The organism is Lelliottia nimipressuralis (assembly GCF_004402045.1).
GTDB classification, from domain to species: Bacteria; Pseudomonadota; Gammaproteobacteria; order Enterobacterales; family Enterobacteriaceae; genus Enterobacter; species Enterobacter chinensis.
Window position 1 is genome coordinate 202,211 of sequence record NZ_SOMG01000015.1, and the last position, 23,701, is coordinate 225,911.

At 55.1% G+C, this 23,701-nt stretch carries 22 protein-coding genes and 1 other annotated feature; of the genes, 9 read left to right on the forward strand and 13 right to left on the reverse strand.

Annotation, left to right across the window (positions count from 1 at the left end):
* Positions 1-75: 75 nt before the first annotated feature.
* The 9 genes from E3U32_RS09555 to E3U32_RS09595 all read right to left on the reverse strand — a co-directional run bounded on the left by E3U32_RS09555 (position 76) and on the right by E3U32_RS09595 (position 9,445).
* Positions 76-1,380: an inosine/guanosine kinase gene (locus E3U32_RS09555; RefSeq protein ID WP_024906855.1), complete on the reverse strand. Its 1,305-nt coding sequence runs from the start codon at positions 1,378-1,380 to the stop codon at positions 76-78.
* A 62-nt stretch (positions 1,381-1,442) separates the two neighbouring features.
* On the reverse strand, positions 1,443-2,405 hold the full coding sequence (hemH, locus tag E3U32_RS09560) for a ferrochelatase (RefSeq protein ID WP_134348591.1): 963 nt from the start codon (positions 2,403-2,405) through the stop codon (positions 1,443-1,445).
* 125 nt (positions 2,406-2,530) lie between these two features.
* The gene (gene adk, locus E3U32_RS09565) at positions 2,531-3,175 is read right to left on the reverse strand and encodes an adenylate kinase (protein ID WP_006809841.1); all 645 of its coding nucleotides are present in this window, start codon (positions 3,173-3,175) and stop codon (positions 2,531-2,533) included.
* 195 nt (positions 3,176-3,370) lie between these two features.
* Entirely contained in the window at positions 3,371-5,245 is a 1,875-nt protein-coding gene (gene htpG, locus E3U32_RS09570; protein ID WP_134348592.1) for a molecular chaperone HtpG, read from the reverse strand.
* A 110-nt stretch (positions 5,246-5,355) separates the two neighbouring features.
* Complete coding sequence (gene recR, locus E3U32_RS09575) at positions 5,356-5,961, reverse strand: recombination mediator RecR (RefSeq protein WP_008499298.1); 606 nt, start codon at positions 5,959-5,961, stop codon at positions 5,356-5,358.
* Positions 5,961-6,293 (reverse strand): YbaB/EbfC family nucleoid-associated protein, encoded by a 333-nt coding sequence (locus E3U32_RS09580; protein WP_010428194.1) that lies wholly within the window; start codon positions 6,291-6,293, stop codon positions 5,961-5,963. Before E3U32_RS09580 ends, recR begins: the two co-directional genes overlap by 1 nt.
* Positions 6,294-6,347: 54 nt before the next feature.
* Positions 6,348-8,276, reverse strand: a complete 1,929-nt coding sequence (gene dnaX / locus E3U32_RS09585) for a DNA polymerase III subunit gamma/tau (RefSeq protein ID WP_134348593.1) — start codon at positions 8,274-8,276, stop codon at positions 6,348-6,350.
* Positions 6,954-7,018 (reverse strand) — a sequence feature (DnaX frameshifting element). Its footprint overlaps the gene before it by 65 nt.
* A gap of 88 nt (positions 8,277-8,364) precedes the next feature.
* The gene (gene apt / locus E3U32_RS09590; protein ID WP_000127359.1) at positions 8,365-8,916 is read right to left on the reverse strand and encodes an adenine phosphoribosyltransferase; all 552 of its coding nucleotides are present in this window, start codon (positions 8,914-8,916) and stop codon (positions 8,365-8,367) included.
* 151 nt (positions 8,917-9,067) lie between these two features.
* A complete protein-coding gene (locus E3U32_RS09595; RefSeq protein ID WP_134348594.1) occupies positions 9,068-9,445 on the reverse strand; it encodes a DUF454 family protein in 378 nt (125 codons plus the stop codon).
* A gap of 50 nt (positions 9,446-9,495) precedes the next feature.
* Between E3U32_RS09595 and priC the strand changes: the two genes are divergently transcribed.
* Positions 9,496-10,023, forward strand: coding sequence for a primosomal replication protein N'' (gene priC, locus E3U32_RS09600; protein ID WP_134348595.1), 528 nt, complete (start codon positions 9,496-9,498; stop codon positions 10,021-10,023).
* Positions 10,024-10,036: 13 nt separating this feature from the next.
* Positions 10,037-10,228, forward strand: a complete 192-nt coding sequence (rsmS, locus tag E3U32_RS09605) for a pleiotropic regulatory protein RsmS (protein ID WP_134348596.1) — start codon at positions 10,037-10,039, stop codon at positions 10,226-10,228.
* Here the strand turns inward: rsmS and mscK are convergent.
* Entirely contained in the window at positions 10,225-13,572 is a 3,348-nt protein-coding gene (gene mscK / locus E3U32_RS09610; RefSeq protein ID WP_134348597.1) for a mechanosensitive channel MscK, read from the reverse strand. The two genes, rsmS and mscK, sit on opposite strands and share 4 nt — an antisense overlap.
* A gap of 113 nt (positions 13,573-13,685) precedes the next feature.
* A complete protein-coding gene (gene acrR / locus E3U32_RS09615) occupies positions 13,686-14,339 on the reverse strand; it encodes a multidrug efflux transporter transcriptional repressor AcrR (RefSeq protein ID WP_134348598.1) in 654 nt (217 codons plus the stop codon).
* A gap of 141 nt (positions 14,340-14,480) precedes the next feature.
* Here acrR and acrA point away from each other — a divergent pair, with 141 nt between their 5' ends.
* The 6 genes from acrA (at position 14,481) to E3U32_RS09645 (ending at position 21,320) form a co-directional block, all read left to right on the forward strand.
* Entirely contained in the window at positions 14,481-15,674 is a 1,194-nt protein-coding gene (acrA, locus tag E3U32_RS09620) for a multidrug efflux RND transporter periplasmic adaptor subunit AcrA (protein ID WP_023310601.1), read from the forward strand.
* Between the two features lie 22 nt (positions 15,675-15,696).
* A complete protein-coding gene (acrB, locus tag E3U32_RS09625) occupies positions 15,697-18,843 on the forward strand; it encodes a multidrug efflux RND transporter permease subunit AcrB (RefSeq protein ID WP_134348599.1) in 3,147 nt (1,048 codons plus the stop codon).
* Between the two features lie 511 nt (positions 18,844-19,354).
* Positions 19,355-19,729 carry an Hha toxicity modulator TomB gene (gene tomB, locus E3U32_RS09630; protein WP_008499288.1) on the forward strand — a complete coding sequence of 125 codons (375 nt, stop codon included), beginning with the start codon at positions 19,355-19,357 and terminating at the stop codon, positions 19,727-19,729.
* Between the two features lie 27 nt (positions 19,730-19,756).
* Positions 19,757-19,975 carry an HHA domain-containing protein gene (locus E3U32_RS09635; RefSeq protein WP_008499287.1) on the forward strand — a complete coding sequence of 73 codons (219 nt, stop codon included), beginning with the start codon at positions 19,757-19,759 and terminating at the stop codon, positions 19,973-19,975.
* Positions 19,976-20,183: 208 nt separating this feature from the next.
* Entirely contained in the window at positions 20,184-20,735 is a 552-nt protein-coding gene (maa, locus tag E3U32_RS09640) for a maltose O-acetyltransferase (protein WP_134348600.1), read from the forward strand.
* Positions 20,736-20,852: 117 nt separating this feature from the next.
* Positions 20,853-21,320: a YlaC family protein gene (locus E3U32_RS09645; RefSeq protein ID WP_134348601.1), complete on the forward strand. Its 468-nt coding sequence runs from the start codon at positions 20,853-20,855 to the stop codon at positions 21,318-21,320.
* Here E3U32_RS09645 and E3U32_RS09650 read toward each other — a convergent pair.
* Entirely contained in the window at positions 21,292-22,752 is a 1,461-nt protein-coding gene (locus E3U32_RS09650) for a PLP-dependent aminotransferase family protein (RefSeq protein WP_134348602.1), read from the reverse strand. The genes E3U32_RS09645 and E3U32_RS09650 overlap by 29 nt on opposite strands.
* A gap of 101 nt (positions 22,753-22,853) precedes the next feature.
* Here E3U32_RS09650 and E3U32_RS09655 point away from each other — a divergent pair, with 101 nt between their 5' ends.
* Entirely contained in the window at positions 22,854-23,564 is a 711-nt protein-coding gene (locus E3U32_RS09655; protein WP_134348603.1) for a GNAT family N-acetyltransferase, read from the forward strand.
* Here E3U32_RS09655 and ykgO read toward each other — a convergent pair.
* Positions 23,561-23,701 carry a type B 50S ribosomal protein L36 gene (ykgO, locus tag E3U32_RS09660; RefSeq protein WP_003859006.1) on the reverse strand — a complete coding sequence of 47 codons (141 nt, stop codon included), beginning with the start codon at positions 23,699-23,701 and terminating at the stop codon, positions 23,561-23,563. The genes E3U32_RS09655 and ykgO overlap by 4 nt on opposite strands.

Here is a 23,701-nt window from a genome sequence, read left to right on the forward strand (position 1 = left end):
CCTGCTGGCGCCAGGCTTAGCAGGCCTACAAGTAGCCCCGGTAAGCGTAGCGCCACCGGGGTTTTCTTTTAGCAATCAACGATCCCAATAAGCCTCTTCCAGGCTGTCTTCCCGTTCCGGCAGGCCACGCGTTAAACGCGGTGAGTGCTGGTTCAGCACCTGATAACTCACGCGGTTCGCGTATTTGCATACCTGCGCCAGCGACGAATAGGTCAGCCAGCTGAACTTGTGCTTGCTGGAGTTCGGTACGTTGGTTTTGTGGTAGGCATTGGCGGTAATGTCGTGCAGCAGCGCGGCCAGCGCACCGTCGCCCGCGCCGTTGGTGTTCATGATCTTCTCCGGTCCGCCCATGTATGGCGCGATGTGAGAGTAGATCCGCAGCGGGTTGATGCAATCTTGATGGCGCATACCGCGGCTGAACTCGTACTGGTTGAACTCGGCAATCGCCCCAGGCAGCAGCGGGTGCTGAGTTTTGCGTTTGCTTTCTTCTTCCGTGAAGCCCGCCATATACAGCCCGACAGGGCCGGCGGTGCAGAGCACCAGATCCACCCAGTCCAGCGCTTTATCAGAAGCCAGCAGCGGATCGCTCTCGCCGGTCAGCGCTTCTGCCTCTTCTTCGTTCATTGCCAGAATGGAGACGTGCTCTTTCAGGAAGGCCTGCCACCACTCGGGGTTATCGGCAATCACGAATTTAGTACCCAGCGTCAGAACGACGGGCACGTTGTATTTCTTCGCGTACTCAATCGCCTTCATGGTCGCTTCCGGCATGGGCTCACCCGGTTTACAGCGCACCAGGTATGACGTCAGCACCAGCGCCGAGGCGCCCGCAATTACCTCTTCCGGAATACTCTCGGCACGCAGCTTGTTCATATGCCCCGGGCTGATGGCAAAGGTGCGCTCGCCGGATTCACCGATAAGCGTAAAGCAGCGGCCAATAGGCCCGTCGACGCCCTGAAGGTAGTTCAGATCGGTGCGGCTGGAGGTGTTGCACAAATAGCGGTAGGCGTAGCCACCAATTTCAATATTGCTGCACATCACGCCGAGCAGGACCGAGCGGTCGTCTGCCAGCACGGAGTAGTTGTGCATGGTATTGCCGATAGTGCCACCAGCGAACTGATGGGTGATCAGATTTTCACGCACCAGTTCCTGGTACAGCGCTTCGGCAACGTCATCTTCGATCACCAGCGAGTGCCCGGCGCTCAGACCGTAACGGGCGACAAACGCATCATCCACTTTCGCTTCAATGTCCACCAGCGTCTGATCGATACCGACGACCCATGCCGCGCTGGTTTCATTTTCTGGCTGGATTTGCTGCAGGAGCGGATCGCGGGCATCAACGGGGAAGTAGTGCTTAGATTTACGTTTACCGGGAAATTTCATGGTCTGAACTGTGCAAGGAATAGAAGCCGGGAATGGTAGCACAAACCCGGCTCTGAGTGCGATCAGCGGCTGTTTGTCACCAGCGACACCATCATGTCGATGTGTTCAGGCGAGTCGTTAAGTGCCGGAATGTACTCGTACTTCTCACCACCAGCCTCAAGGAAAAACTCCCGGTTTTGCACCGCGATCTCCTCCAGCGTTTCCAGACAGTCTGCCGAGAAGCCCGGCGACATCACCTGAACATGCTTCACGCCTTTCTCACCGAGCATTTTGAGGGTTTCATCGGTGTACGGCGTCAGCCACGGCTCGCGGCCAAAGCGCGACTGGAAGGTCATCATCACCTTCTCCGGCGGCAGGCCGAGGGCGGAAACCAGCTCGCGGGTGGTATCGCGGCAGCGCTGCGGGTAATCATCGCCTTCATTGGCAAAACGCTGCGGGATCCCGTGATAGGAGAGCAGCAGCAGATCCGGCTCGCCGTGTTTTTCAAACGACGCGCGCGCGCTGTTGGCAAGCGCCTTGATGTAGAGATCGTTATCAGCGTAATCGCGAATAAAGGTCACGCCCGGTATACGACGGCGGGTCGCGAGAATGCGCGCCAGTTCGTCCCAAACGGCAGCCACCGTCGAGCAGGAGTACTGCGGGTAGAGCGCCAGTACGACGATATGGTCCACGCCCTGCGCCAGCAGTGATTCCACCGCGCTTTCCAGGGACGGTTTTCCGTAGCTCATGCCAAGCGCGACGGGCACATCCGGCAGGCGGGCAGCCAGCGCTTTTTCCTGACGACGGCTGTAGACCATCAGCGGCGAGCCCTCTTCCATCCAGACGGACTGATAGAGCTTAGCGACGCGCGGAGAACGGATCGGCAGAATGACGCCACGCAGCAGCGGCCACCACAGCAGTCGTGGAAAATCCACAACGCGCGTGTCGCTTAAAAATTGTCGCAGGTAGCGTTTTACCGCGTCTGATGTAGGTGCTTCTGGAGTGCCCAGATTGGCAAGCAGGATGCCGGTTTTCGCCTGACTCATTCACGCCTCTTAACCATTTGAATGGTTGTCAATTGTAGCGGAAATGCGTTTAAACGAAACCCATTGCTGCGATAGATAAAATGAGAATATTTCTCACCCGGAGAACCCGGGTGAGAGGTGCGCGATTAGCCGAGGATTTTTTCCAGCTCTGCACGCACGTCAGCCACGGCTTTGGTGCCGTCAACTTTTGCGTATTTGGTGTTACCCGCTTGCGCTTCTTTGGTGTAGTAACCGATCAGCGGCGCGGTCATCTGATGGTATTCCACCAGGCGCTTACGCACGGTCTCTTCCTGGTCATCTTTACGGGTGGTCAGCTCTTCGCCGGTCACGTCGTCTTTACCTTCAACCTTAGGTGGGTTGAATTTGATGTGGTAAACGCGGCCAGAAGCAGCGTGTACGCGACGGCCAACGATACGGTCAACGATCAGCTCGTCCGGTACGTCGAATTCCAGAACGTAGTCCACGTTGATGCCCGCTTCTTTCATGGCATCAGCCTGAGGAATGGTGCGTGGGAAACCGTCCAGCAGGAAACCGTTACGGCAGTCTTCCTGAGCAATGCGCTCTTTGACCAGAGCAATAACCAGCTCGTCGGTCACCAGCTTGCCTGCGTCCATGATGTCTTTCGCTTGTTTACCCAGCTCTGAGCCAGATTTAACAGCGGCGCGCAGCATATCACCGGTGGAGATTTGCGGAATACCGTATTTCTCCATGATGAACTGAGCCTGAGTTCCTTTACCCGCGCCCGGAGCGCCAAGCAGAATAATACGCATTGCGAAAATCCCCTCAAAAGTCGATTCAATTTTTCAAAAGCGCTAAACAATACCACCAGAACGGGTATCGCTCAAGGAAGGCGGGAGGGCTGAAACGGTTAATGGGAGGAGATTATTTGGGTTAGTGCGGTCTGGTGCCCTCACCCCGGCCCTCTCCCACGGATTGAGGGAGAAGACCAGGGGAGGCGTGGTCAGTTACGCCAGCAGCAGCGCATTCACACGTTTAATGAAGAGGTTAGGATCTTCCAGCGTACCGCGTTCGGCCAGCAGAGACTGATCCAGCAGCAGTTCAACCCACTCGGCAAAGCGGGCGTCATCCTGGGTATCCGCCGCGCGTTTCACCAGAGGATGATCCGGATTAAGCTCAAAGATATATTTCACTTCCGGAACCGCCTGGCCCGCAGCAGCGAACAGTTTCGCCATCTGGGTGCTCATTTCATCGGCATCGGTGGTGACAATGGCCGGGGTGTCGGTCAGACGGTGGGTGAAACGCACTTCTTTCACGCGCTCGCCCAGCAGCGTTTTCACGCGCTCAACAAACGGCTCCAGCGCCTTCTCGGCTTCTTTCGCGCTTTCGTCCACTTCATCCGCCAGCTTGTCGATAGACTCGTCCGCCTTAGCGACAGACTGGAATGCCTTACCGTCGAACTCGGTCAGGTAGTTCATCATCCACTCGTCGATGCGGTCAGACAGCAGCAGCACTTCGATGCCTTTCTTGCGCAACAGCTCCAGATGCGGGCTGCTCTTCGCCGCCGCGTAGCTGTCGGCGGTGATGTAGTAGATCTTCTCCTGCCCTTCCTTCATGCGCGAGACGTACTCTTCCAGCGACACGGTCTGTGCGGAAGAGTCGGTATGCGTAGAGGCGAAACGCAGCAGTTTGGCGATCGTTTCAACGTTCGCAGTGTCTTCAGCCGGGCCTTCTTTCAGCACCAGGCCGAACTGTTTCCAGAAGGTCTGATATTTTTCCGCATCGTCTTTCGCCAGTTTTTCCAGCATCTGCAGCGCACGTTTGGTCAGAGCGTTGCGCAAGTTACGGGTGACGGTGCTGTCCTGCAGAATTTCACGCGAGACGTTCAGCGGCAGATCGTTGGAATCTATCAGACCGCGCACAAAGCGCAGGTAGTTCGGCATGAACTGCTCGGCGTCGTCCATGATGAAGACGCGCTGCACGTAAAGCTTCAGGCCGTGCTTGTGATCGCGGTTCCACATGTCCCACGGTGCCTGTGCCGGGATGTACAGCAGGCTGGTGTACTCCTGCTTACCTTCCACACGGTTGTGGCTCCAGGTCAGCGGGTCGGTAAAGTCGTGGGCGATGTGCTTGTAGAATTCGTTGTACTCGTCGTCTTTGATTTCAGACTTGTTGCGCGTCCACAGCGCCTGCGCCTTGTTGATTTTCTCCCAGGAGACCACGGTTTCACCGTCTTTCTCTTCCTGCTTTTCAATCTCAACCGGCAGCGCGATATGATCGGAATACTTGCTGATGATGGAGCGAACGCGCCAGTCGTTCAGGAAATCATCTTCCCCTTCACGCAGGTGCAGGGTGATTTCGGTACCGCGATCCGCTTTGGTGATGTCACCAACGGTGTATTCGCCTTCACCTTTAGATTCCCACAGCACGCCGTTCTCGGCGCTGTCGCCCGCGGCGCGGGTGCGCACGGTGACTTTGTCCGCCACGATGAATGCCGAGTAGAACCCAACGCCGAACTGGCCGATCAGCTGGCTGTCTTTCGCCTGGTCTGAGCCCATGGACTCAAGGAACGCTTTGGTGCCGGATTTCGCGATGGTCCCGAGGTGGTCGATCACTTCGTCGCGGTTCATCCCAATGCCGTTATCGGCGATGGTCAGGGTGCGGTTCTCTTTATTAAACGAGACGCGCACGCGCAGCTCGCCGTCGCCTTCGTACAGATCCGGGTTAGACAGCGCGCGGAAGCGCAGCTTGTCCGCCGCATCCGAGGCGTTGGAAATCAGCTCACGCAGGAAAATTTCTTTGTTGGAATACAGGGAATGGATCATCAGGTGCAGAAGCTGTTTTACTTCTGACTGGAAACCACGGGTTTCTTGTCCTTTCATCTATGTCGACCTCAACAATGCCATTTAATGGGGTTGTAAAACGTTGAGTGAGAGATGGGGATAAGAGGAGGAATTTTCAAGCGGAGGCGGCTTACGCAGCCTCCGTTTGGTCAGAAAATAATCTTGTGACGCCCGGCCAGAGAGTGTGACAGCGTGGTGCCGTCCACCATCTCCAGCTCGCCGCCCACCGGCACGCCGTGGGCGATGCGGCTGGCGTCAACACCGTACTGCGAGCACAGTTCGGCGATGTAGTTGGCGGTTGCCTCCCCTTCCACCGTCGGGTTGGTGGCGAGGATCACCTCTTTGATGGTTTCGGACTCAAGACGCTGTTCAAGGCGATCAAGACCGATATCATCCGGGCCAATACCGTCCAGCGGGGAGAGATGCCCCATCAGCACGAAGTAGCGGCCGGAAAACTGCCCGGTTTGTTCGATGGCGTAGATGTCCGCCGGACTCTCCACCACGCAAATCTGACCGTTTTCCTGGCGACGCGGGTTCGTACAAATGTTACACACATCCTGCTCGGTAAAGGTACGGCAATCCGCACAGTGACCAATTTCTGACATGGCGCGGGTTAAAGCCTGCGCCAGGCGCATCCCGCCGCTGCGGTCGCGCTGCAATAGCGTAAACGCCATGCGCTGCGCCGACTTCGGGCCAACGCCCGGCAGGCAGCGCAGTGCTTCCATTAACTGCGTGAGCAGCGGACTGGTTTGCATCAGAATGGCATCTTGAAGCCAGGCGGCAGTTGCATACCGCTGGAAACAGAGGCCATTTTCTCTTTCTGAGTTTCGTCGATACGGCGAGCGGCATCGTTAAACGCGGCTGCAACCAGATCTTCCAGCATATCTTTGTCGTCTTCGAGCAGGCTCGGGTCGATTTCAACGCGACGGCAGTTGTGCGCACCGTTGATGGTCACTTTGACCAGACCGGCACCGGACTCACCCGTGACTTCCAGCTGAGCGATCTCTTCCTGCATCTTCTGCATTTTTTCCTGCATCTGCTGAGCCTGCTTCATCAGGCCACCCAGACCGCCTTTTCCACCAAACATAGGCTTCTCTCTTCTTTCACGTTTAAGGATTACAACCGTAAGTCAGACTCACGATCAAATGGGGCGAATACTCTCTTCATCCAGATCGGCGTCGAAGAAACGGCGCAGGGTCTGAATGTTGTTATCCGCAATAATCGCCTCGCGCGCCTGCGCGAGCTTCTCTTCATAAATGGCCTGACGCCACTCCAGCGGCGTTTTCACTGCCGGATTATCATCTTCAATGATAGTCAATTCAACCGGTGAACCCTGTAAAGCGCCAAGCGCCTCCGCCAGCGCCTTTTGCGCACCGGGCGAATTCAGGTGGCGTTGACCCGGACGCAGGTGTAAACGCACCTGATTGCCGTCCTGCTCTTTCCAGGCATTTAGCGCGACCTGCTCGACCAGCTTCGGCAGCTGGAGTTGGCTGACCTCGGCGGCCCAGGCGTCGCGTGCAATAGATTCTTCGGCAAGCTTCGCGGAAAGCTCCGGCGTTTTCTCATGCTCCAGCGCCTTTTTCAGCGCCTTAGGCGTGGCGACCTCTTCCTTCACCGTTTCGATGATGGTGGTTGCCTTCCAGCGGTAAGCCTCTTCTTTCACCGGGGCTTTCTGCTCGAGCGCGGACGGTGCAGGACGCGACTGTACGCGCTCCGTTACCGAGGCCAGTCGTTCAAGCGCGGCGTTGTTCACCGGCCGCGCTCTTCCTGGCGCTGCCGGTTCACTCTTTTTTGGTTTGGTTACTCCCTGGGCACGCTGCAGCTGGCTGCGTGCGGCAAGCACCGAACTGGTGGCATCCGACAGCGGCACGTCTTGTTGTGGCGGCGGTGTCGGCTGCGGTGGCACCTGCTGCGGCGACATCACAGCCGTAGGGGCGACCGGCGCGAAAGACTGCCGCGGCACTTCAGGCTCCGGCAATGGCATGCGCGGGTGGAACGCCAGCGCGCGCAGCAGCGTCATTTCAACGCCCATCCGCGGATCCGGTGCGAACGGTAGCTCTTTGCGGCCAATCAGCAGCGTCTGGTAATAAAGCTGCACGTCGGCAGGCGGCACGGTGCGGGCAAGTTCACGCATCCGCTGTTCAATGGCGGCCATATCCGCACCGATGGCGGACGGAGAAAGCTGCAGCATCGCCACGCGGTGCAGCAGGCTGAGCATCTCAACCAGCAGTCCTTCCCATTCAATACCCCGGGCAGCGGCAGCATTCACCTGCGACATCACGCGTTCGCCGTTGGCGGCAATCATCGCTTCGATAAGCGAAAGCGCCTGATCGTCATCCAGCGTGCCGAGCATGGTGCTGACCGCCTCGGTGGAGAGCTTGCCGTCACCGCTGGCAATTGCCTGATCGGTCAGACTGAGTGCATCACGCAGGCTACCGTCCGCCGCGCGGGCCAGCAGCTGCAGGGCGCGCGGTTCATGGACAATTTTCTCTTCATCAAGAATGTGCTCAAGCTGCGCACGGATCTGCTCAACGTCCAGCGCCTTCAGGTGGAACTGCAGACAGCGCGACAGAATGGTGACCGGCAGCTTTTGCGGATCGGTAGTCGCCAGCAGGAACTTAACGTGCGCGGGCGGCTCTTCCAGCGTTTTCAGCAGGGCGTTGAAGCTGTGGCGCGACAGCATGTGCACTTCATCGATCAGGTAGACCTTGAAGCGACCGCGCGCCGGGGCGTACTGCACGTTGTCCAGCAGGTCGCGGGTATCTTCAACTTTGGTGCGCGAGGCGGCGTCGATCTCGATCAGATCGACAAATCGCCCCTGCTCGATCTCCCGGCAGTTATCACACACGCCGCACGGCGTGGCGGTGATCCCGGTTTCACAGTTGAGACCTTTCGCCAGCAGACGGGCAATAGAGGTCTTACCGACGCCACGGGTGCCGGAGAAAAGATAAGCGTGATGGATGCGACCTAGCGACAAGCCGTTCGCCAGGGCCGTCAGCACATGTTCCTGACCGACAACGTCAGCAAAGGTTTGTGGTCGCCATTTACGGGCTAACACCTGATAACTCATGGGCAGGCTCTGCAACGCTGGAAGGTGAATTTATGGAGGGGAATGCTATCACAACCTCACCCATTGAGCGAGGTTGTGAAAACCGGGATTAATGACCCGGGAAAGGCACCAGGCTGTAGCTGGTAATACCCTGTTTTTCCAGGCGCTGTTCACCGCCGAGATCGAACAGGTTGATGATGAAGGCCGCGTCGGTCACTTCACCACCCAGACGACGGATCAGCTTCACGGTCGCTTCAATGGTACCGCCGGTTGCCAGCAGATCGTCGACCACCAGCACTTTGTCGCCAGGCTTGATCGCATCAACGTGGATCTCCAGCTGATCGGTGCCGTACTCCAGTTCGTAACTCTCAGCGATGGTTTCACGCGGCAGTTTGCGCGGCTTACGCACCGGTACAAAACCCACGCCCATTGCCAGCGCAACCGGTGCGCCAAACAGGAAGCCACGAGCTTCGGTACCTACTACTTTGGTGATCCCGGCGTTTTTATAACGTTCGACCAGCAGTTCAATGCTGAGCGCGTACGCTTTCGGGTCTTCCAGCAAGCTGGTGACATCACGGAAAAGAATGCCAGGCTTTGGATAGTCCTGGATGCTTTTGATGCTGTTTTTCAGATATTCAAGCTGCTGTGCAGTTGCGGTCATCGGTTTGTGCCTAAATGAAACAGTGTTACTCACAGCGCGCAACGAGTCGGTCAAGGCAACAATTGTTTAACCTTTAACCAGGCGCACCTGTGCTCGAAAACGGTCGAATTTACTGGCTGTACGCAATAATTGCAACAGCCTTGATAAGGCTTCAGTGCTTTTGTTGCTTTTCATCAACCACGGGGATCCGCCACATGAAGATAAGCAGACAGGTGAGGATGACCAGCAACAGGATCCGCACCCACATCATTTTCACCAGCCATAATGAAATAGCAAAGGTGATGAGGATCACCGCGATCGCGCGCGGCTTCGCGCCGGGCGGCATGGCCCGGTGTTTTTGCCAGTGCCGCAGATAGCCGCCAAACCATGAGCGATACAGCAGCCAGTGGTGAAAACGCGGTGACGAGCGGGCGAAGCACCAGGCCGCCAGCAGGATAAACGGCGTGGTCGGCAGTAAGGGTAAAACCACACCCAGCGTGCCAAGCACTACCGCGATCCAGCCAATGATGATTAAAATAGTACGCTGCATAATGCGAATCGTTATCAAACTGAACGGCTACTTTACCACTGGAGAGCGCCTTGAAAACAGACTTGCTTCTGGAGATGCTGCAAAAACAGCTGACCACCCTGCGAGCCGAGGCCACCCCTCTGCTGGGGCACGCCACGCTGAAGCCGCGCTTTGACCGGCAGCTTTTTCGTACCCGCAGCACGCGCATACAGGATTACCTTGGCGAAGCGCAGGCAAATCTCGATGAGTTACGCCATGCGGTAGAGAACGAGCAGCAGGAACAGGTGGCGTGGCTTGCTGAGCATCTCACTGAGCAGATGACCGCCCTGCATCGCGAAATCATCGCCTGGCCACTGCGCGCCTGGGACAGTCCCTCGCCCGGTCTCGGCAAATGGCAGCGCAAGCGGCTGGAGAACCAGGAGTTTGAACGCCGGCTGTTTGAGATGAAGCGCGAACGCGAAGCGAGGCTGAACAACAGCGAAACGCTGGAAGAGCAGCAGCTATTGATGCGCGAGATTAGCGCGCTGGAAGGACGTATCGTTCGCTGCCGTCAGGCGCTGGATGAGATTGAGCGCGTAATTGAACGCCTGACCCGCTAAATAAGGAGTCCGTATGTCACTGGAAAATGCACCCGATGAGGTCAAACTGGCCGTCGATTTGATCATGCTGCTGGAAAATCATGAGATCCCCGCAGAAACGGTACTTAAGGCGCTGGAGATTGTGCGAAGAGATTTTGAGGGTAAGGTGAAGGCCTGTAGCCCTCACCCTAACCCTCAACCCACCGGAAGAGGGAAAATAGATTAAGCCGGAGTGGGATCGTCACCCTTAATCTCGCGCTTCACTTCTGTATGCTCATCACCTTTCTCGTTACGCAGGTGAACCTCAAGCTGGTTGAAGGCGATATTAATATCGTTTTCACGACACAGACGATCGAGAGAACGGTTCAGCTCATCCACCGTGTAGCTGCGGTCACGCAGTTCACGCACGTATAAACGCAGCTCGTGATCCAGCGTACTCGGCCCAAAGGTGGTGAAGAACACCGCCGGGGCAGGATCGTGCATCACTTTCGGATGTTCTGACGCCGCCTTCAGCAGTACCTCTTTCACCTTCTCCAGATCCGACCCATAGGCTACGCCGAGACGGATCACCACGCGCGTCACCGTATCGGAGAGCGACCAGTTGATCAGACGCTCGGTCACAAACGCTTTGTTCGGGATGATCACCTCTTTGCGATCGAAGTCGGTGATGGTGGTAGCACGAATACGGATCTTACTGACCGTACCGGAGAAGGTGCCGATGGTGACGGTATCGCCAATACGTACCGGACGTTCGAACAGGATGATCAGGCCGGACACAAAGTTACCGAAGATCTCCTGCAGGCCAAAACCAAGACCAACCGAGAGGGCGGCCGCCAGCCACTGCAGTTTATCCCACGAGACGCCAAGCGAGCCAAAGACCGTCATCGCCCCAACGATAATGATGACGTAGTTGAGGATCGTGGTAATGGCGTACGACGCCCCCTGACGCAGGTTCAGACGCGACAGGACCAGCACTTCCAGCAGGCCTGGCAGGTTGCGAATCAGCGCCCAGGCCACGACCGACGATACCAGGGCAAACAGCAGGCTGCCCATGGTCACGCTTTTCATGACCGCCGCGCCGGCTTCGGTTCCGTTGTATTGCCAGAGGGTAATACTGTCGAGATAGGCGAAAACGGTAATAAGATCGGACCAGATAGCCCAGAACATCACGGCAAACAGAGCGATCATCACCAGCATGGTGATACGCAGCGTCTGCTGGTTAACCTGCTCCAGCGCGATGGTCGGCTCTTCCTGTGGCTCTGCCCCTTCGGCCCCCTCTTTCACCTGATGCTGACGACGCGCTATGGCGCGGCGATAGGCAATGCGGCGGGCCGCTACGCTCAGGCCGCGCAGCACGGTCTGATAAAGCAGGTTCCAGACGATCACCAGATAGACTGTTTCAATCCAGCGACCGGACAGGCGCAGCGTGGTATAGAAGTAACCCGTCGCCGTAAGCACCATCAGCGCCAGCGGAATGATCGCCAGCACCGTCACGGTGGCCAGACGAATATTGTGGGACTCTTTATCACGCCAGCTGTCGCGGCACATTGGCCACATCAGGATAGCAATCAGCAGCAGGTTCAACAGGATGGCCAGCTGCCCCAGCACATCATCCATCAGATGCAGCGGGGAAAGTTCAGAGACCACCGACCAGAAGTGCAGCGGCAGGAGCGCCAGGCTTATGCGTACAATCTGACGACGCCAGTGGCTGGTCAGCTGTGCAGGCATGTTGAAATGGCGCACGGCCACACCATCTTTTTCCAGTACTTTCCAGCACACGCCGAACACCAGCCAGAACAGCGCCAGTTTTTTACTGAACGCCCACAGCAGATCGCTGACGTTGAGCTGCATCGTGAGCAGAATCAGGCCCACAGCCAGAATAATCAGACACACCGGCAGGGCGCGTATGAGATCGATCAGAATCGCTTTCGGCGTATGAAGCTGGCTATCGTTTCGCAGTTGCCCTACTTCGGACGCCAGCTTCGCCTGGTATTTTTTCAGCCAGCCCAGACGCCAGCGAATCAGGCCAGCAATCAGCAGCAGCGGTAAACCCGCCAGCAAGGCAATCGTCACCGCAGGCCAGGCTTTCTCCCAGTTCACGGTGATTTTCATGCTTTTGATCTGCGTTTTCAGCGTCTCAGGGAAGGATTTAATCCAGTCCCAGTCCATCGGTTTGTTGCTGTTTACCCAGAAAATCTGCTGGGTCAAAATCTCCTGCAGACTTTTCGAGACGCTCACCAGCTGCTGCTGGTTGATTTGCAGGTTAATCGCCATCATCAGCTGGTTGCCCAGCTGTTTATTGAGCTGGTCCAGCAGTTCGCGGCGCATATCAACGACCTGGAGCAGTGCGTCGTGCACTTCCGGGTTCACGTCGCTGGAGTGCCCCTCTTCAATTTTGGCGACAAAGTTATCGCTCTGGAAAAGGGCATCGCGCTGCTGGTTGACGTCAAATTGTTCCAGACGTAAATCCGCAATGCGGTTGGTCATGTCCTCCAGCTCATCGGCGGACGGGAGCGTCTGCTGCTGCTGGTAGAGAATACGCGACAGCAGAAGGCTGCCCTTCAGGACCGCTATCTGCTCTTTGATATTGCGCTCAGCCTGCAGCGCGCGATCCAGCCAGTTTTTGACTTTGATATTTTGCTGAACCAGCGAGTTGCCGTTTTCCGTCGCCAGTATCAGGCGCTGGCTAAGCTGGTGGTTAGCCTCAAGCTCCTGCTTCACCAGCGGATTCGCCTGAATGCGGGCGGTTTCGTCAGGTGATACAGCCTCCTGAGCAGTTTTTTCCGTCAGGGTCAGGCGTTTACTGTTTACCGCCTCCTGCAACAGCTGGAGCTGATGTTCCAGGCGATTAATATTCGCGGTGACATAATCACGCTGCTTCTGGAGCGTATCCTGCAGCACCGTATTCCCTTCCAGGCTTTTACGCTGCTGTTCGATTTGCGCGTTGAGCAACGTCTGCTGAACCAGCAGCAGGGTTTGCTGCGTCGGACGGAGCGTGCCTTCCCCCACCGTTGTGCCGTTCAGGCGGTTGCGGATTTGCTGCAGCTGCTGTGACGCGGTGTACATCGCGTTTTGCACGCGCTCAGGCTGGGTTTGCAGGGAGACAAGCTGGCTGTTATACGTTGCGAGATCGGATTGCGCGGTTTGCAGGTCGTCGAGTAATTGCGCAACGCGCGACTCCAGCTGGCGCAAGGAGAGCGTCGAGAGCGTCTTGCGCGTTTCGTCGTCGTTATCCACGTCACTCAGGGCGTTCAGCGATTCCGTCGCTTTGCGCATGTTTTCAGGGGCCTGCGCCACCTTCTGACGAAGCTGTGCGGTTTCAGCTTTGACGCGCTCAATTTTATCAAGCGTTTCCAGCGTTTCCGTCAAATCCTGCTGGGTAAGTTTCTCCTGAGGAGAAAGGTCTTTTTGTTTGTTCAGCGTGTCGAGCTGCGACTGAACATCGCCGCGCGAGGGGATATCATTGCTGTTGTCGGCGCGGGCCCAGGTCAGCGGCGCCGTGGCGAAGAAAAACAGCATCGCAAAGAGCAATGCAAAAACAGGATGTTGCGAGCGATTGATGGGCAGCATAGTTGTGAATGATGTCAGAAGATGACCGAAAATAGTCCGGCGTGAAGAATATCACGCTCGCCTGAAGCAGAATAGCGCGAACGTGAGCCTCTGAGATAAATCCTGGAAATGACTCAGGCAGTCAGAGAAGATGTATCACTGCGCAGCGTGGGACAGAGCTGGAGCATTTCCAGTAAAATCGCCACGTAGCTGCGGGCTTCCGCTTTCAGGTCAAAGGATTGTGGGGCAAACAGCCAGTTTTCCATCAGGCCTGAAATGTAGCTGCGCATCAGGATAGCCGCCCGGCGGGTCAAGAGATTGGCCGGTAACAGATTTGCCTGCATGCACAGGTTCAGGTTCTGTTCAATGCGGTCATAGCTCTCCAGGCTGAGGCTGCGTTGCGCCTGCTGCACCACCGCCATTTCGCCCACGAACTCGCATTTATGAAAGATAATTTCCATCATTAATCTACGACGTTCTTCAACTACAGTCGCTTCAAGGATATATACTAATATTTCTCTCAATACTGAGAGTGGATCGTCGGGGAATTTTGCCCGATACTCACTCTCGAGATCGCTAATGCTGGACTCTGAAAGCTCCCAGATTTCACTGAACAGATCTGACTTGTCTTTAAAATGCCAGTAAATCGCTCCTCGCGTTACGCCGGCAGCCTGAGCAATCTGCGCCAGCGAGGTTGACGAAACACCTTGCTGAGAAAACAATCGTATTGCCACATCCAGAATGTGTTGTCGGGTTTCCAGCGCTTGTTGTTTGGTTTTTCGTGCCATAGGTGAGTGAATTTACAGGAGTCAGATTTACATACATTTGTGAATGTATGTACCATAGCATGACGATAATATAAACGCAGCAATGGGTTTTTAGACTCAGGACCCTTGATCAATTTGAAATCGGACACTCGAGGTTTACATATGAACAAAAACAGAGGGTTAACGCCTCTGGCGGTCGTTCTGATGCTCTCAGGCAGCTTAGCGCTAACAGGATGTGACGACAAACCGGCTCAACAAGGAGCTCAGCAGGCGCCAGAAGTAGGCGTCGTGACGCTCAAATCTGAACCTCTACAAATCACCACCGAATTACCAGGCCGTACAAATGCCTACCGCATTGCGGAAGTCCGTCCTCAGGTTAGCGGCATTATCCTGAAACGTAACTTTACCGAAGGCGGTGATGTGAAGGCCGGTGAGTCTCTGTATCAGATTGATCCAGCAACCTATCAGGCATCTTATGAAAGCGCCAAAGGTGACCTGGCGAAAGCACAGGCTGCAGCCAAAATCGCCCAGCTGACGCTGAACCGCTACCAGAAACTGCTCGGTACCAAGTACATCAGTCAACAGGATTACGACACAGCCCTGGCCGATGCACAGCAGGCTAACGCAGCCGTCGTGGCAGCCAAAGCGGCAGTCGAAACCGCCCGCATTAACCTGGCCTATACCAAAGTGACCTCCCCTATCAGCGGTCGTATTGGTAAATCTTCCGTCACGGAAGGGGCACTGGTGCAGAACGGTCAGACCACTGCGCTGGCGACCGTGCAGCAGCTTGATCCGATCTACGTCGACGTGACGCAGTCCAGCAATGATTTCCTGCGTCTGAAACAGGAGCTGGCTAACGGCACCCTGAAACAGGAAAACGGCAAAGCCAAAGTGGAGCTGATTACCAACGACGGTATCAAGTTCCCGCAGGAAGGTACGCTGGAATTCTCTGATGTGACGGTCGACCAGACCACCGGTTCCATCACCTTACGTGCGATTTTCCCGAACCCTGACAAAAACCTGCTGCCAGGTATGTTTGTTCGCGCGCGTCTGGAAGAAGGAACGAACCCAACCGCACTTCTGGTTCCGCAGCAGGGTGTGACCCGTACGCCACGCGGCGATGCGAGCGCACTGGTTGTCGGGGCAGATGACAAAGTCGAAACGCGCAATATCACCGCCACCCAGGCGATTGGCGATAAATGGCTGGTGACGGAAGGTCTGAAAGATGGCGATCGCGTGATTGTTACTGGTTTGCAAAAAGTTCGTCCTGGCGCGCAGGTTAAAGCACAGGAAGTGAAATCTGACGATAAACAACAAGCTTCGGCCGCTGGCCAGTCAGAACAAACCAAGTCTTAACTTAAACAGGAGCCGTTAAGACATGCCTAATTTCTTTATCGATCGCCCCATATTTGCGTGGGTGATCGCCATAATCATCATGCTGGCCGGGGGACTTGCGATCCTGAAGCTGCCTGTCGCGCAATATCCAACGATTGCGCCACCGGCGGTGACAATTTCCGCAACCTACCCGGGGGCTGATGCGAAAACGGTGCAGGACACCGTTACCCAGGTTATCGAACAGAACATGAACGGTATCGATAACCTGATGTACATGTCCTCAAACAGTGACTCCACCGGTACGGTTCAGATCACCCTGACCTTCCAGTCAGGTACTGATGCCGACATCGCGCAGGTTCAGGTGCAGAACAAACTGCAGCTGGCGATGCCTTTGCTGCCGCAGGAAGTACAACAACAGGGCGTGAGCGTCGAGAAATCGTCCAGTAGCTTCCTGATGGTTGTCGGCGTTATCAACACCAACGGCACCATGACGCAGGAGGATATTTCCGACTACGTAGGCGCCAACATGAAGGACGCTATCAGCCGTACTTCCGGTGTGGGTGACGTGCAGCTGTTCGGTTCCCAGTACGCGATGCGTATCTGGATGGACCCGAATAAACTGAACAACTTCCAGCTGACGCCGGTTGACGTTATCAGCGCCATCAAAGCCCAGAACGCCCAGGTTGCAGCCGGTCAGTTAGGTGGTACGCCACCGGTGAAAGGCCAGCAGCTTAACGCCTCGATCATCGCGCAGACCCGTCTGACCTCCGCCGATGAGTTCAGCAAAATTCTGCTGAAGGTGAACCAGGACGGTTCGCAGGTTCGCCTGCGTGACGTGGCGAAAGTGGAACTGGGTGGTGAGAACTACGACATCATTGCGAAGTTTAACGGTAAACCGGCTTCCGGTCTGGGTATTAAACTGGCGACAGGCGCTAACGCCCTGGACACCGCCACGGCTATCCGTGCAGAACTGAAGAGAATGGAACCGTTCTTCCCGTCAGGTCTGAAAATCGTTTACCCGTATGACACCACGCCGTTCGTCAAAATCTCGATTCATGAAGTGGTTAAGACGCTGGTTGAGGCGATCATCCTGGTATTCCTGGTGATGTACCTGTTCCTGCAAAACTTCCGCGCAACGCTTATCCCAACGATTGCCGTGCCGGTGGTATTGCTCGGGACCTTTGCGATCCTGTCGATATTTGGCTACTCGATAAACACCCTGACGATGTTCGGGATGGTGCTCGCCATCGGCTTGCTGGTGGATGACGCCATCGTCGTGGTAGAGAACGTTGAGCGTGTGATGGCGGAGGAAGGCCTGCCGCCGAAGGAAGCGACCCGTAAATCAATGGGCCAGATCCAGGGTGCGCTGGTCGGTATCGCGATGGTACTGTCGGCGGTATTTATCCCGATGGCCTTCTTCGGTGGCTCCACCGGTGCGATTTACCGCCAGTTCTCCATCACCATCGTTTCTGCGATGGCGCTGTCGGTACTGGTGGCGTTGATTCTGACGCCAGCCCTGTGTGCGACCATGCTGAAGCCGATTCAGAAAGGCGGCCATGGCGAGCATAAAGGGTTCTTCGGCTGGTTTAACCGCATGTTTGATAAGAGCACGCACCACTACACCGACAGCGTAGGCAACATCCTGCGTAGCACCGGTCGTTACCTGCTGCTCTACATCATCATCGTGGTGGGCATGGCTTTCCTGTTCGTTCGTCTGCCAAGCTCGTTCCTGCCGGATGAAGACCAGGGCGTGTTCCTGACGATGGCACAGCTTCCGGCGGGGGCGTCGCAAGAGCGTACCCAGAAAGTGCTGGATGAAGTGACGGACTACTACCTCACCAAAGAGAAAGACAACGTTGAATCCGTGTTTGCGGTTAACGGCTTTGGCTTTGCGGGACGTGGCCAGAACACCGGTATTGCCTTCGTTTCTCTGAAAGACTGGTCTGAACGTCCGGGCAAAGAGAACAAGGTTGAAGCCATCACCGGCCGTGCAATGGGCACCTTCTCGCAGATTAAAGATGCGATGGTCTTCGCCTTTAACCTGCCCGCGATTGTTGAACTGGGTACCGCGACCGGCTTCGACTTCCAGCTGATCGACCAGGGCGGTCTGGGTCACGAAAAACTGACGCAGGCACGTAACCAGTTGTTTGGTGAAGTGGCGAAACACCCTGACCTGCTGGTCGGCGTACGTCCAAACGGTCTGGAAGATACGCCGCAGTACAAAATCGATATCGATCAGGAGAAAGCCCAGGCGCTGGGCGTGTCCATCAGTGACATCAATACCACGCTGGGCGCAGCCTGGGGCGGTAGCTACGTTAACGACTTCATCGACCGCGGTCGTGTGAAGAAAGTGTACGTGATGTCAGAGGCGCAGTACCGTATGTTGCCAAACGATATCAACAGCTGGTTCGTGCGCGGCAGCAATGGTCAGATGGTACCGTTCTCGGCGTTCTCAACGTCACGCTGGGAATACGGTTCACCACGTCTGGAACGCTACAACGGTCTGCCGTCTATGGAGATCCTGGGTCAGGCAGCGCCGGGCCGAAGCACCGGTGAAGCCATGAATCTGATGGAAGAACTGGCGAGCAAACTGCCTTCGGGTATCGGCTATGACTGGACCGGTATGTCCTATCAGGAACGGCTGTCCGGTAACCAGGCCCCTGCTCTGTACGCCATTTCGCTGATTGTGGTCTTCCTGTGTCTGGCGGCACTGTACGAGAGCTGGTCGATTCCGTTCTCCGTTATGCTGGTGGTTCCACTCGGGGTTATCGGTGCGCTGCTTGCGGCAACGTTCCGTGGACTGACCAACGACGTTTACTTCCAGGTAGGCCTGCTGACAACCATTGGCTTGTCGGCGAAGAACGCGATACTTATCGTTGAATTCGCCAAAGATCTGATGGAGAAAGAAGGCAAAGGCTTAATTGAGGCGACGCTTGAGGCAGTTCGTATGCGTCTGCGCCCAATCCTGATGACGTCACTGGCATTTATCCTCGGCGTACTGCCGCTGGTTATCAGCTCTGGTGCGGGCTCCGGCGCGCAGAACGCAGTAGGTACAGGCGTAATGGGCGGTATGGTTACCGCAACCGTACTGGCTATCTTCTTCGTACCGGTGTTCTTCGTGGTGGTTCGCCGCCGCTTCAGCCGTAAGAATGAAGATGTTGAACACAGTCACTCGGTAGAACCTCACTGATACCGGTTTCATGTGATAAAAAGGCCGCATTAGCGGCCTTTTTCATTTACAGAAAAAATCATAAATTACGCTTATTGTGGTTCTATTTATTTTCTGCCATCTTAATTAGACATATCATAATTAACTGATAACTTAATCGGTGAATTCAGGATTTTTTTAATTTCATTTCCCCGCTTAAGTTATTAGGAATATTCCTAACAACAAGTTCAGACAAAGAGAACTCCGGATCTGAACTTTTCTGATCGTTTAAGCTAAGCCGATGAAACGTAAGGAAGCGATAAAAAATCATTCTTCATTTGGATAAAAAAGTTCAGTCCTGGACGAACAATTGCGTAAACACTCGCAGTCTGCGGTTTTATTTGTAATTTTTCGTAATAGCGCGATGAAATCTTGAAGCGAGTGGCTTATAGTTAGAGTTATCAGGAACACAGCACCCGTGCGGCTAAGTATGTTGTATCCATCCCGACATTGATGTTCGGTGAGTAAGAAATCACTCAGAAGGGGATGCGCTATGGACGAGTACTCGCCAAAAAGGCATGATATCGCGCAGTTGAAATTTCTCTGCGAATCCTTGTACCATGACTGCCTTGCCAATCTTGATGAAAGTAACCATGGCTGGGTAAACGACCCAACGTCTGCCATCAATTTACAGTTGAATGAGCTGATTGAGCATATCGCAACCTTCGCACTTAATTATAAAATTAAGTACAATGAAGATAATAAGCTCATTGAGCAAATTGATGAATACCTGGACGACACCTTTATGTTGTTCAGCAGTTACGGCATTAACGCCCAGGATTTGCAAAAATGGCGTAAATCGGGAAACCGGCTATTCCGCTGTTTCGTCAACGTGAGTAGAGCTAACCCGGTTAGTCTTTCCTGTTAAAATTATTACAATTACTAAGGTGAATTTATGTCTGATAAACCACTCACAAAGATCGATTATTTGATGCGCTTGCGACGTTGTCAGTCAATTGACACGCTCGAACGCGTCATTGAAAAGAATAAATACGAGCTTTCGGATAATGAACTGGCGGTATTTTATTCAGCTGCTGACCATCGTCTTGCTGAGCTGACAATGAATAAACTGTATGACAAAATCCCTACTTCTGTGTGGAAATTTGTCCGTTAATCTTTGAAGGGTGTCTGTAGAGTTCTACGCCACGTTCTAAGTTGTATTTACCTATCCCGTTATGCTCCCTGTGCCCAGGCCAGGTCTCCGTGTAAAACGTGTTCATCAGCAATAATGTTGTGACACCAGTCACATCAGCTTTTCGGGAACGTTCCCCTGCTGGTCTGTTACGATTACCCTGCAGTAATCATATCCAGAGAGGTTTCCCATGAGCGTAGAAAAACAGAAAATGATTGCAGGTGAACATTACTGTCCCGGCGATGAGACGTTACGGGCCGACCGACTACGGGCCCGCCATCTGGTTTACCGCTATAACCACACCGCACCTGATGAAAAAACAGAACGCCAGAACATTCTGGCGGAACTTTTGGGGCAAAGCGAAGGGGCTTATATAGAACCGAGCTTCCGCTGTGACTATGGATATAACATTTATCTTGGCAAAAACTTTTACGCTAACTTTGATTGCGTGATACTGGATGTCTGTCCTGTTCATATTGGCGATAACTGCATGCTTGCGCCGGGTGTTCATATTTATACGGCAACCCATCCCCTGGATGCAGAGGCACGTAATAGCGGCGTGGAGTTTGGAAAACCCGTCAACATTGGAAATAATGTCTGGATTGGCGGCCGGGCGGTCATTAATCCTGGCGTCACCCTCGGTGATAATGTGGTGGTGGCCTCCGGCGCCGTCGTGACGAAAGACGTCCCGGCAAACGTCGTCGTTGGCGGCAATCCGGCAAGAATCATCAAAACGCTGTGAAGTATCAGGGAGCCAACTGTTATGGTCTTTTAGCGCCAGACTGTTACTTTTTTCACTCTGATGGCTCCCCTAAAATTGGCAGACACCCTGTATTGTCAACTCTCATGAAGGCAAATAATGACCGAGATACAGCGCCTGCTTACCGCCACCATCAACGATCTTAACCTCCGCGAAAAGCGCGATAATCGCCCGCGCTTTAGCATTAGCTTTATTCGCAAACATCCTGGGCTGTTTGTCGCAATGTATGCCGCCTGGCTGGCGACGCTTATTGTGATGCTGCAGTCCGAAACGCTGGTGGACTCTGTCTGGCTGCTGGTTGTACTGTTTGTCGTCTTTAACGCCTTTTTCTTTTTCGACGTAAATCCGCGCTACCGTTACGAAGATATCGACGTCCTCGATTTCCGGGTCTGCTACAACGGCGAGTGGTACAACACGCGTTTCGTGCCTACGGAGCTGATCGAGAGCATCCTGCACTCTCCGGCAGTGGAAACCGGGCAAAAAGAGAAGCTGCAGAAAATGGTCTCCACCAAAGGTCAGCTCTCTTTCTATGATGTCTTTACCCTTTCCCGCCCTGCTGCTGCGTAATTAACGCCTGCAGACGTCGGATCCCCGGCACAAACTGAGAAGCAGAGGTATTACCGTAGCCTAAAACCAGACCGGTTTGCCCCTGCTTCGTCTCCAGGTAATACCCGCTCAGTGCAGCGGGTGCCAGCTGAAACGCCCTCGCCTGCTCCACCAGCTTCTGGTCATCAATACCGTCTATCGCCAGCGTCAGATGCATCCCGCCCTCACCAGCGAGAATACGGTGCGGCGTGCGAAGCTCTGTGCCCAACACCTCACGCAGCTGGCGGTAGCGTTTACGGTAGAGCCGACGCATGGCGGCAAGATGACGGGCGTAGTGACCTTCTTCAATGAACAGCGCCAGGGTGCGCTGCTCAGCACGATGCCCACCGCGCAACAGCGAGCCGATGGCCGCGCGAGCCGCTTTCGCCAGCGCTGGCGGCAATACCATGAACCCCATTCTGAGCGACGGAAACAGCGTTTTGCTGAACGTCCCCAGATACACAACGGGCGCGTTAGCGACCATGCCCAGCATGGCCGGCACCGGTTCACCGGTATAGCGGAACTCGCTGTCGTAATCGTCCTCAATAATCCACGCGTTATGCTGTCTGGCGAGTTCCAGCAACGCCAGACGCCGCCGTGCGCTGAGCACGCTCCCGTAAGGAAACTGGTGTGAAGGCGAGGTAAAAATCAGCGAGGGAGAAGGCGTATCCAGCCCTTCCCAGCACATTCCCTCATCATCTACCGGTATTCCCGTCATCGTCAGGCCGGTTTTAACAAACGCGCTCTTTGCCCCGCTATAGCCGGGGTTTTCTACCCAGGCGACATCGCCTGGCTCACTCAACAGCATCGTGCACAGGTTAACGCCCTCAAGCGCCCCTTCCGTTATTACAATCTGGCTGGCGTCGCAGTCAATGCCGCGAGACAGTGCAAGGTGTCGGGCAATCGCTGCCCGCAGCGACGGCTCGCCGGCCGGGTCGCCATACCCTAACAGGGCATATCCCTCCTCCCGCATCACGCGGTCGTAAATTCGCCGCCACAGCGGCAGAGGAAAATAGTTGATGGCCGGCGTCCCTGGGGTAAACGCCAGAACCGGCGTGTCCCGGGGCACTGGCGCAGGCAGCAGGCCGACCCGTTTTGCCAGCGTGATGGCAGGGTCCGGCAATGTTTGGGTGACAGAACGGTGAGCTAACTGTGCCACCCGCGTTCCCTGGCGATTACGCTGCAAATACCCTTCGAGCGTGAGCTGATCCAGCGCCGCATTAACGGTATTGCGGGAAAGGGAGAGCTGCAGAGCCAGCGTTCGCGAACCGGAAAGCTGGCTGCCGGACCGTAGCCTTCCGCACAGTATGGCTTCCCGCAAAGCGAGATAGAGCGTGCGCTGGAGCGTCTCTTCCCCACGTGTTTTCAGGGCAGCATTGAGCAAGGTATAAAATTCATCACCCGGTATATTCATCTTAACTCCTCGTGGCACCATCAAAACATAGCGCAGTGGTTCTTTTTAAGGAACCATCAATTTACTAGTCTGAAGCTCTTTTCAACGTCATGGAAATTAAGATGAAGACATTCAATCAGTTCGGACAGCCAGTGGGTGAACCCCTTAACGACTGGCAACCTCGCCAGCACCCGTCCCGAGTGGTACTTCAGGGTCGCTATTGTCGGCTTGAGCCGCTGCGAGTGGAGCATGCCGACGCACTGTTCTCCGCGTATTCCCTGGCCGAAGATACTCGCAGCTGGACATGGCTACTGCGTGAACCCGATGCCACCGCGGAGGAGTTTACCGAATGGGTGGCAAGCGTGAGCGAATTATCCGATCCTATCCACTTTACCGTTATGGATAACCAGACCCAGTCTCCGGTCGGGACGCTGTCCCTGATGCGGATCGATCCCAAAAACGGGGTTATGGAAGTGGGGCACGTTCACTTTTCTCCGCTGTTAAGCCGCACGCCAATGTCGACAGAAGCACAGTATCTGCTGATGCGGTATGCGTTCGATACCCTTGGCTACCGGCGTTATGAATGGAAGTGTAATAGTCTGAACGAGCCTTCCCGCAAAGCGGCACTGCGTTTGGGTTTTCAGTTTGAAGGGCGTTTTCGCCAGGCGCTGGTCATTAAAGGTCATAACCGGGATACCGACTGGTTTTCAATTCTCGACAAAGAGTGGCCAGCGCTGGCAAGCGCCTTTGAAAACTGGCTTGCCACCGACAATTTTACTGCCGATGGCAAACAAAAAAGATCCCTGGAAAGCTGGCGAGAAACACGCGTCTAGCGTCTTTTTTTACGTCCCTGAACCGCCTTAAAGCGCGGGTTGGATTTGCAAATCACGTATAAGCGTCCCTTGCGTTTGACTATCTGGCAATCCGGGTGACGCTGTTTTGCACTGCGCAATGAGTTAAGTACCTGCAT

Coding starts and splice junctions, on each gene's coding strand:
- E3U32_RS09555 (WP_024906855.1), bottom strand. CDS start 1,380: ATGAAATTTCCCGGTAAACGTAAATCTAAGCACTACTTCCCCGTTGAT.
- hemH (WP_134348591.1), bottom strand. CDS start 2,405: ATGAGTCAGGCGAAAACCGGCATCCTGCTTGCCAATCTGGGCACTCCA.
- adk (WP_006809841.1), bottom strand. CDS start 3,175: ATGCGTATTATTCTGCTTGGCGCTCCGGGCGCGGGTAAAGGAACTCAG.
- htpG (WP_134348592.1), bottom strand. CDS start 5,245: ATGAAAGGACAAGAAACCCGTGGTTTCCAGTCAGAAGTAAAACAGCTT.
- recR (WP_008499298.1), bottom strand. CDS start 5,961: ATGCAAACCAGTCCGCTGCTCACGCAGTTAATGGAAGCACTGCGCTGC.
- E3U32_RS09580 (WP_010428194.1), bottom strand. CDS start 6,293: ATGTTTGGTGGAAAAGGCGGTCTGGGTGGCCTGATGAAGCAGGCTCAG.
- dnaX (WP_134348593.1), bottom strand. CDS start 8,276: ATGAGTTATCAGGTGTTAGCCCGTAAATGGCGACCACAAACCTTTGCT.
- apt (WP_000127359.1), bottom strand. CDS start 8,916: ATGACCGCAACTGCACAGCAGCTTGAATATCTGAAAAACAGCATCAAA.
- E3U32_RS09595 (WP_134348594.1), bottom strand. CDS start 9,445: ATGCAGCGTACTATTTTAATCATCATTGGCTGGATCGCGGTAGTGCTT.
- rsmS (WP_134348596.1), top strand. CDS start 10,037: ATGTCACTGGAAAATGCACCCGATGAGGTCAAACTGGCCGTCGATTTG.
- mscK (WP_134348597.1), bottom strand. CDS start 13,572: ATGCTGCCCATCAATCGCTCGCAACATCCTGTTTTTGCATTGCTCTTT.
- acrR (WP_134348598.1), bottom strand. CDS start 14,339: ATGGCACGAAAAACCAAACAACAAGCGCTGGAAACCCGACAACACATT.
- acrA (WP_023310601.1), top strand. CDS start 14,481: ATGAACAAAAACAGAGGGTTAACGCCTCTGGCGGTCGTTCTGATGCTC.
- acrB (WP_134348599.1), top strand. CDS start 15,697: ATGCCTAATTTCTTTATCGATCGCCCCATATTTGCGTGGGTGATCGCC.
- tomB (WP_008499288.1), top strand. CDS start 19,355: ATGGACGAGTACTCGCCAAAAAGGCATGATATCGCGCAGTTGAAATTT.
- E3U32_RS09635 (WP_008499287.1), top strand. CDS start 19,757: ATGTCTGATAAACCACTCACAAAGATCGATTATTTGATGCGCTTGCGA.
- maa (WP_134348600.1), top strand. CDS start 20,184: ATGAGCGTAGAAAAACAGAAAATGATTGCAGGTGAACATTACTGTCCC.
- E3U32_RS09645 (WP_134348601.1), top strand. CDS start 20,853: ATGACCGAGATACAGCGCCTGCTTACCGCCACCATCAACGATCTTAAC.
- E3U32_RS09650 (WP_134348602.1), bottom strand. CDS start 22,752: ATGAATATACCGGGTGATGAATTTTATACCTTGCTCAATGCTGCCCTG.
- E3U32_RS09655 (WP_134348603.1), top strand. CDS start 22,854: ATGAAGACATTCAATCAGTTCGGACAGCCAGTGGGTGAACCCCTTAAC.
- ykgO (WP_003859006.1), bottom strand. CDS start 23,701: ATGCAGGTACTTAACTCATTGCGCAGTGCAAAACAGCGTCACCCGGAT.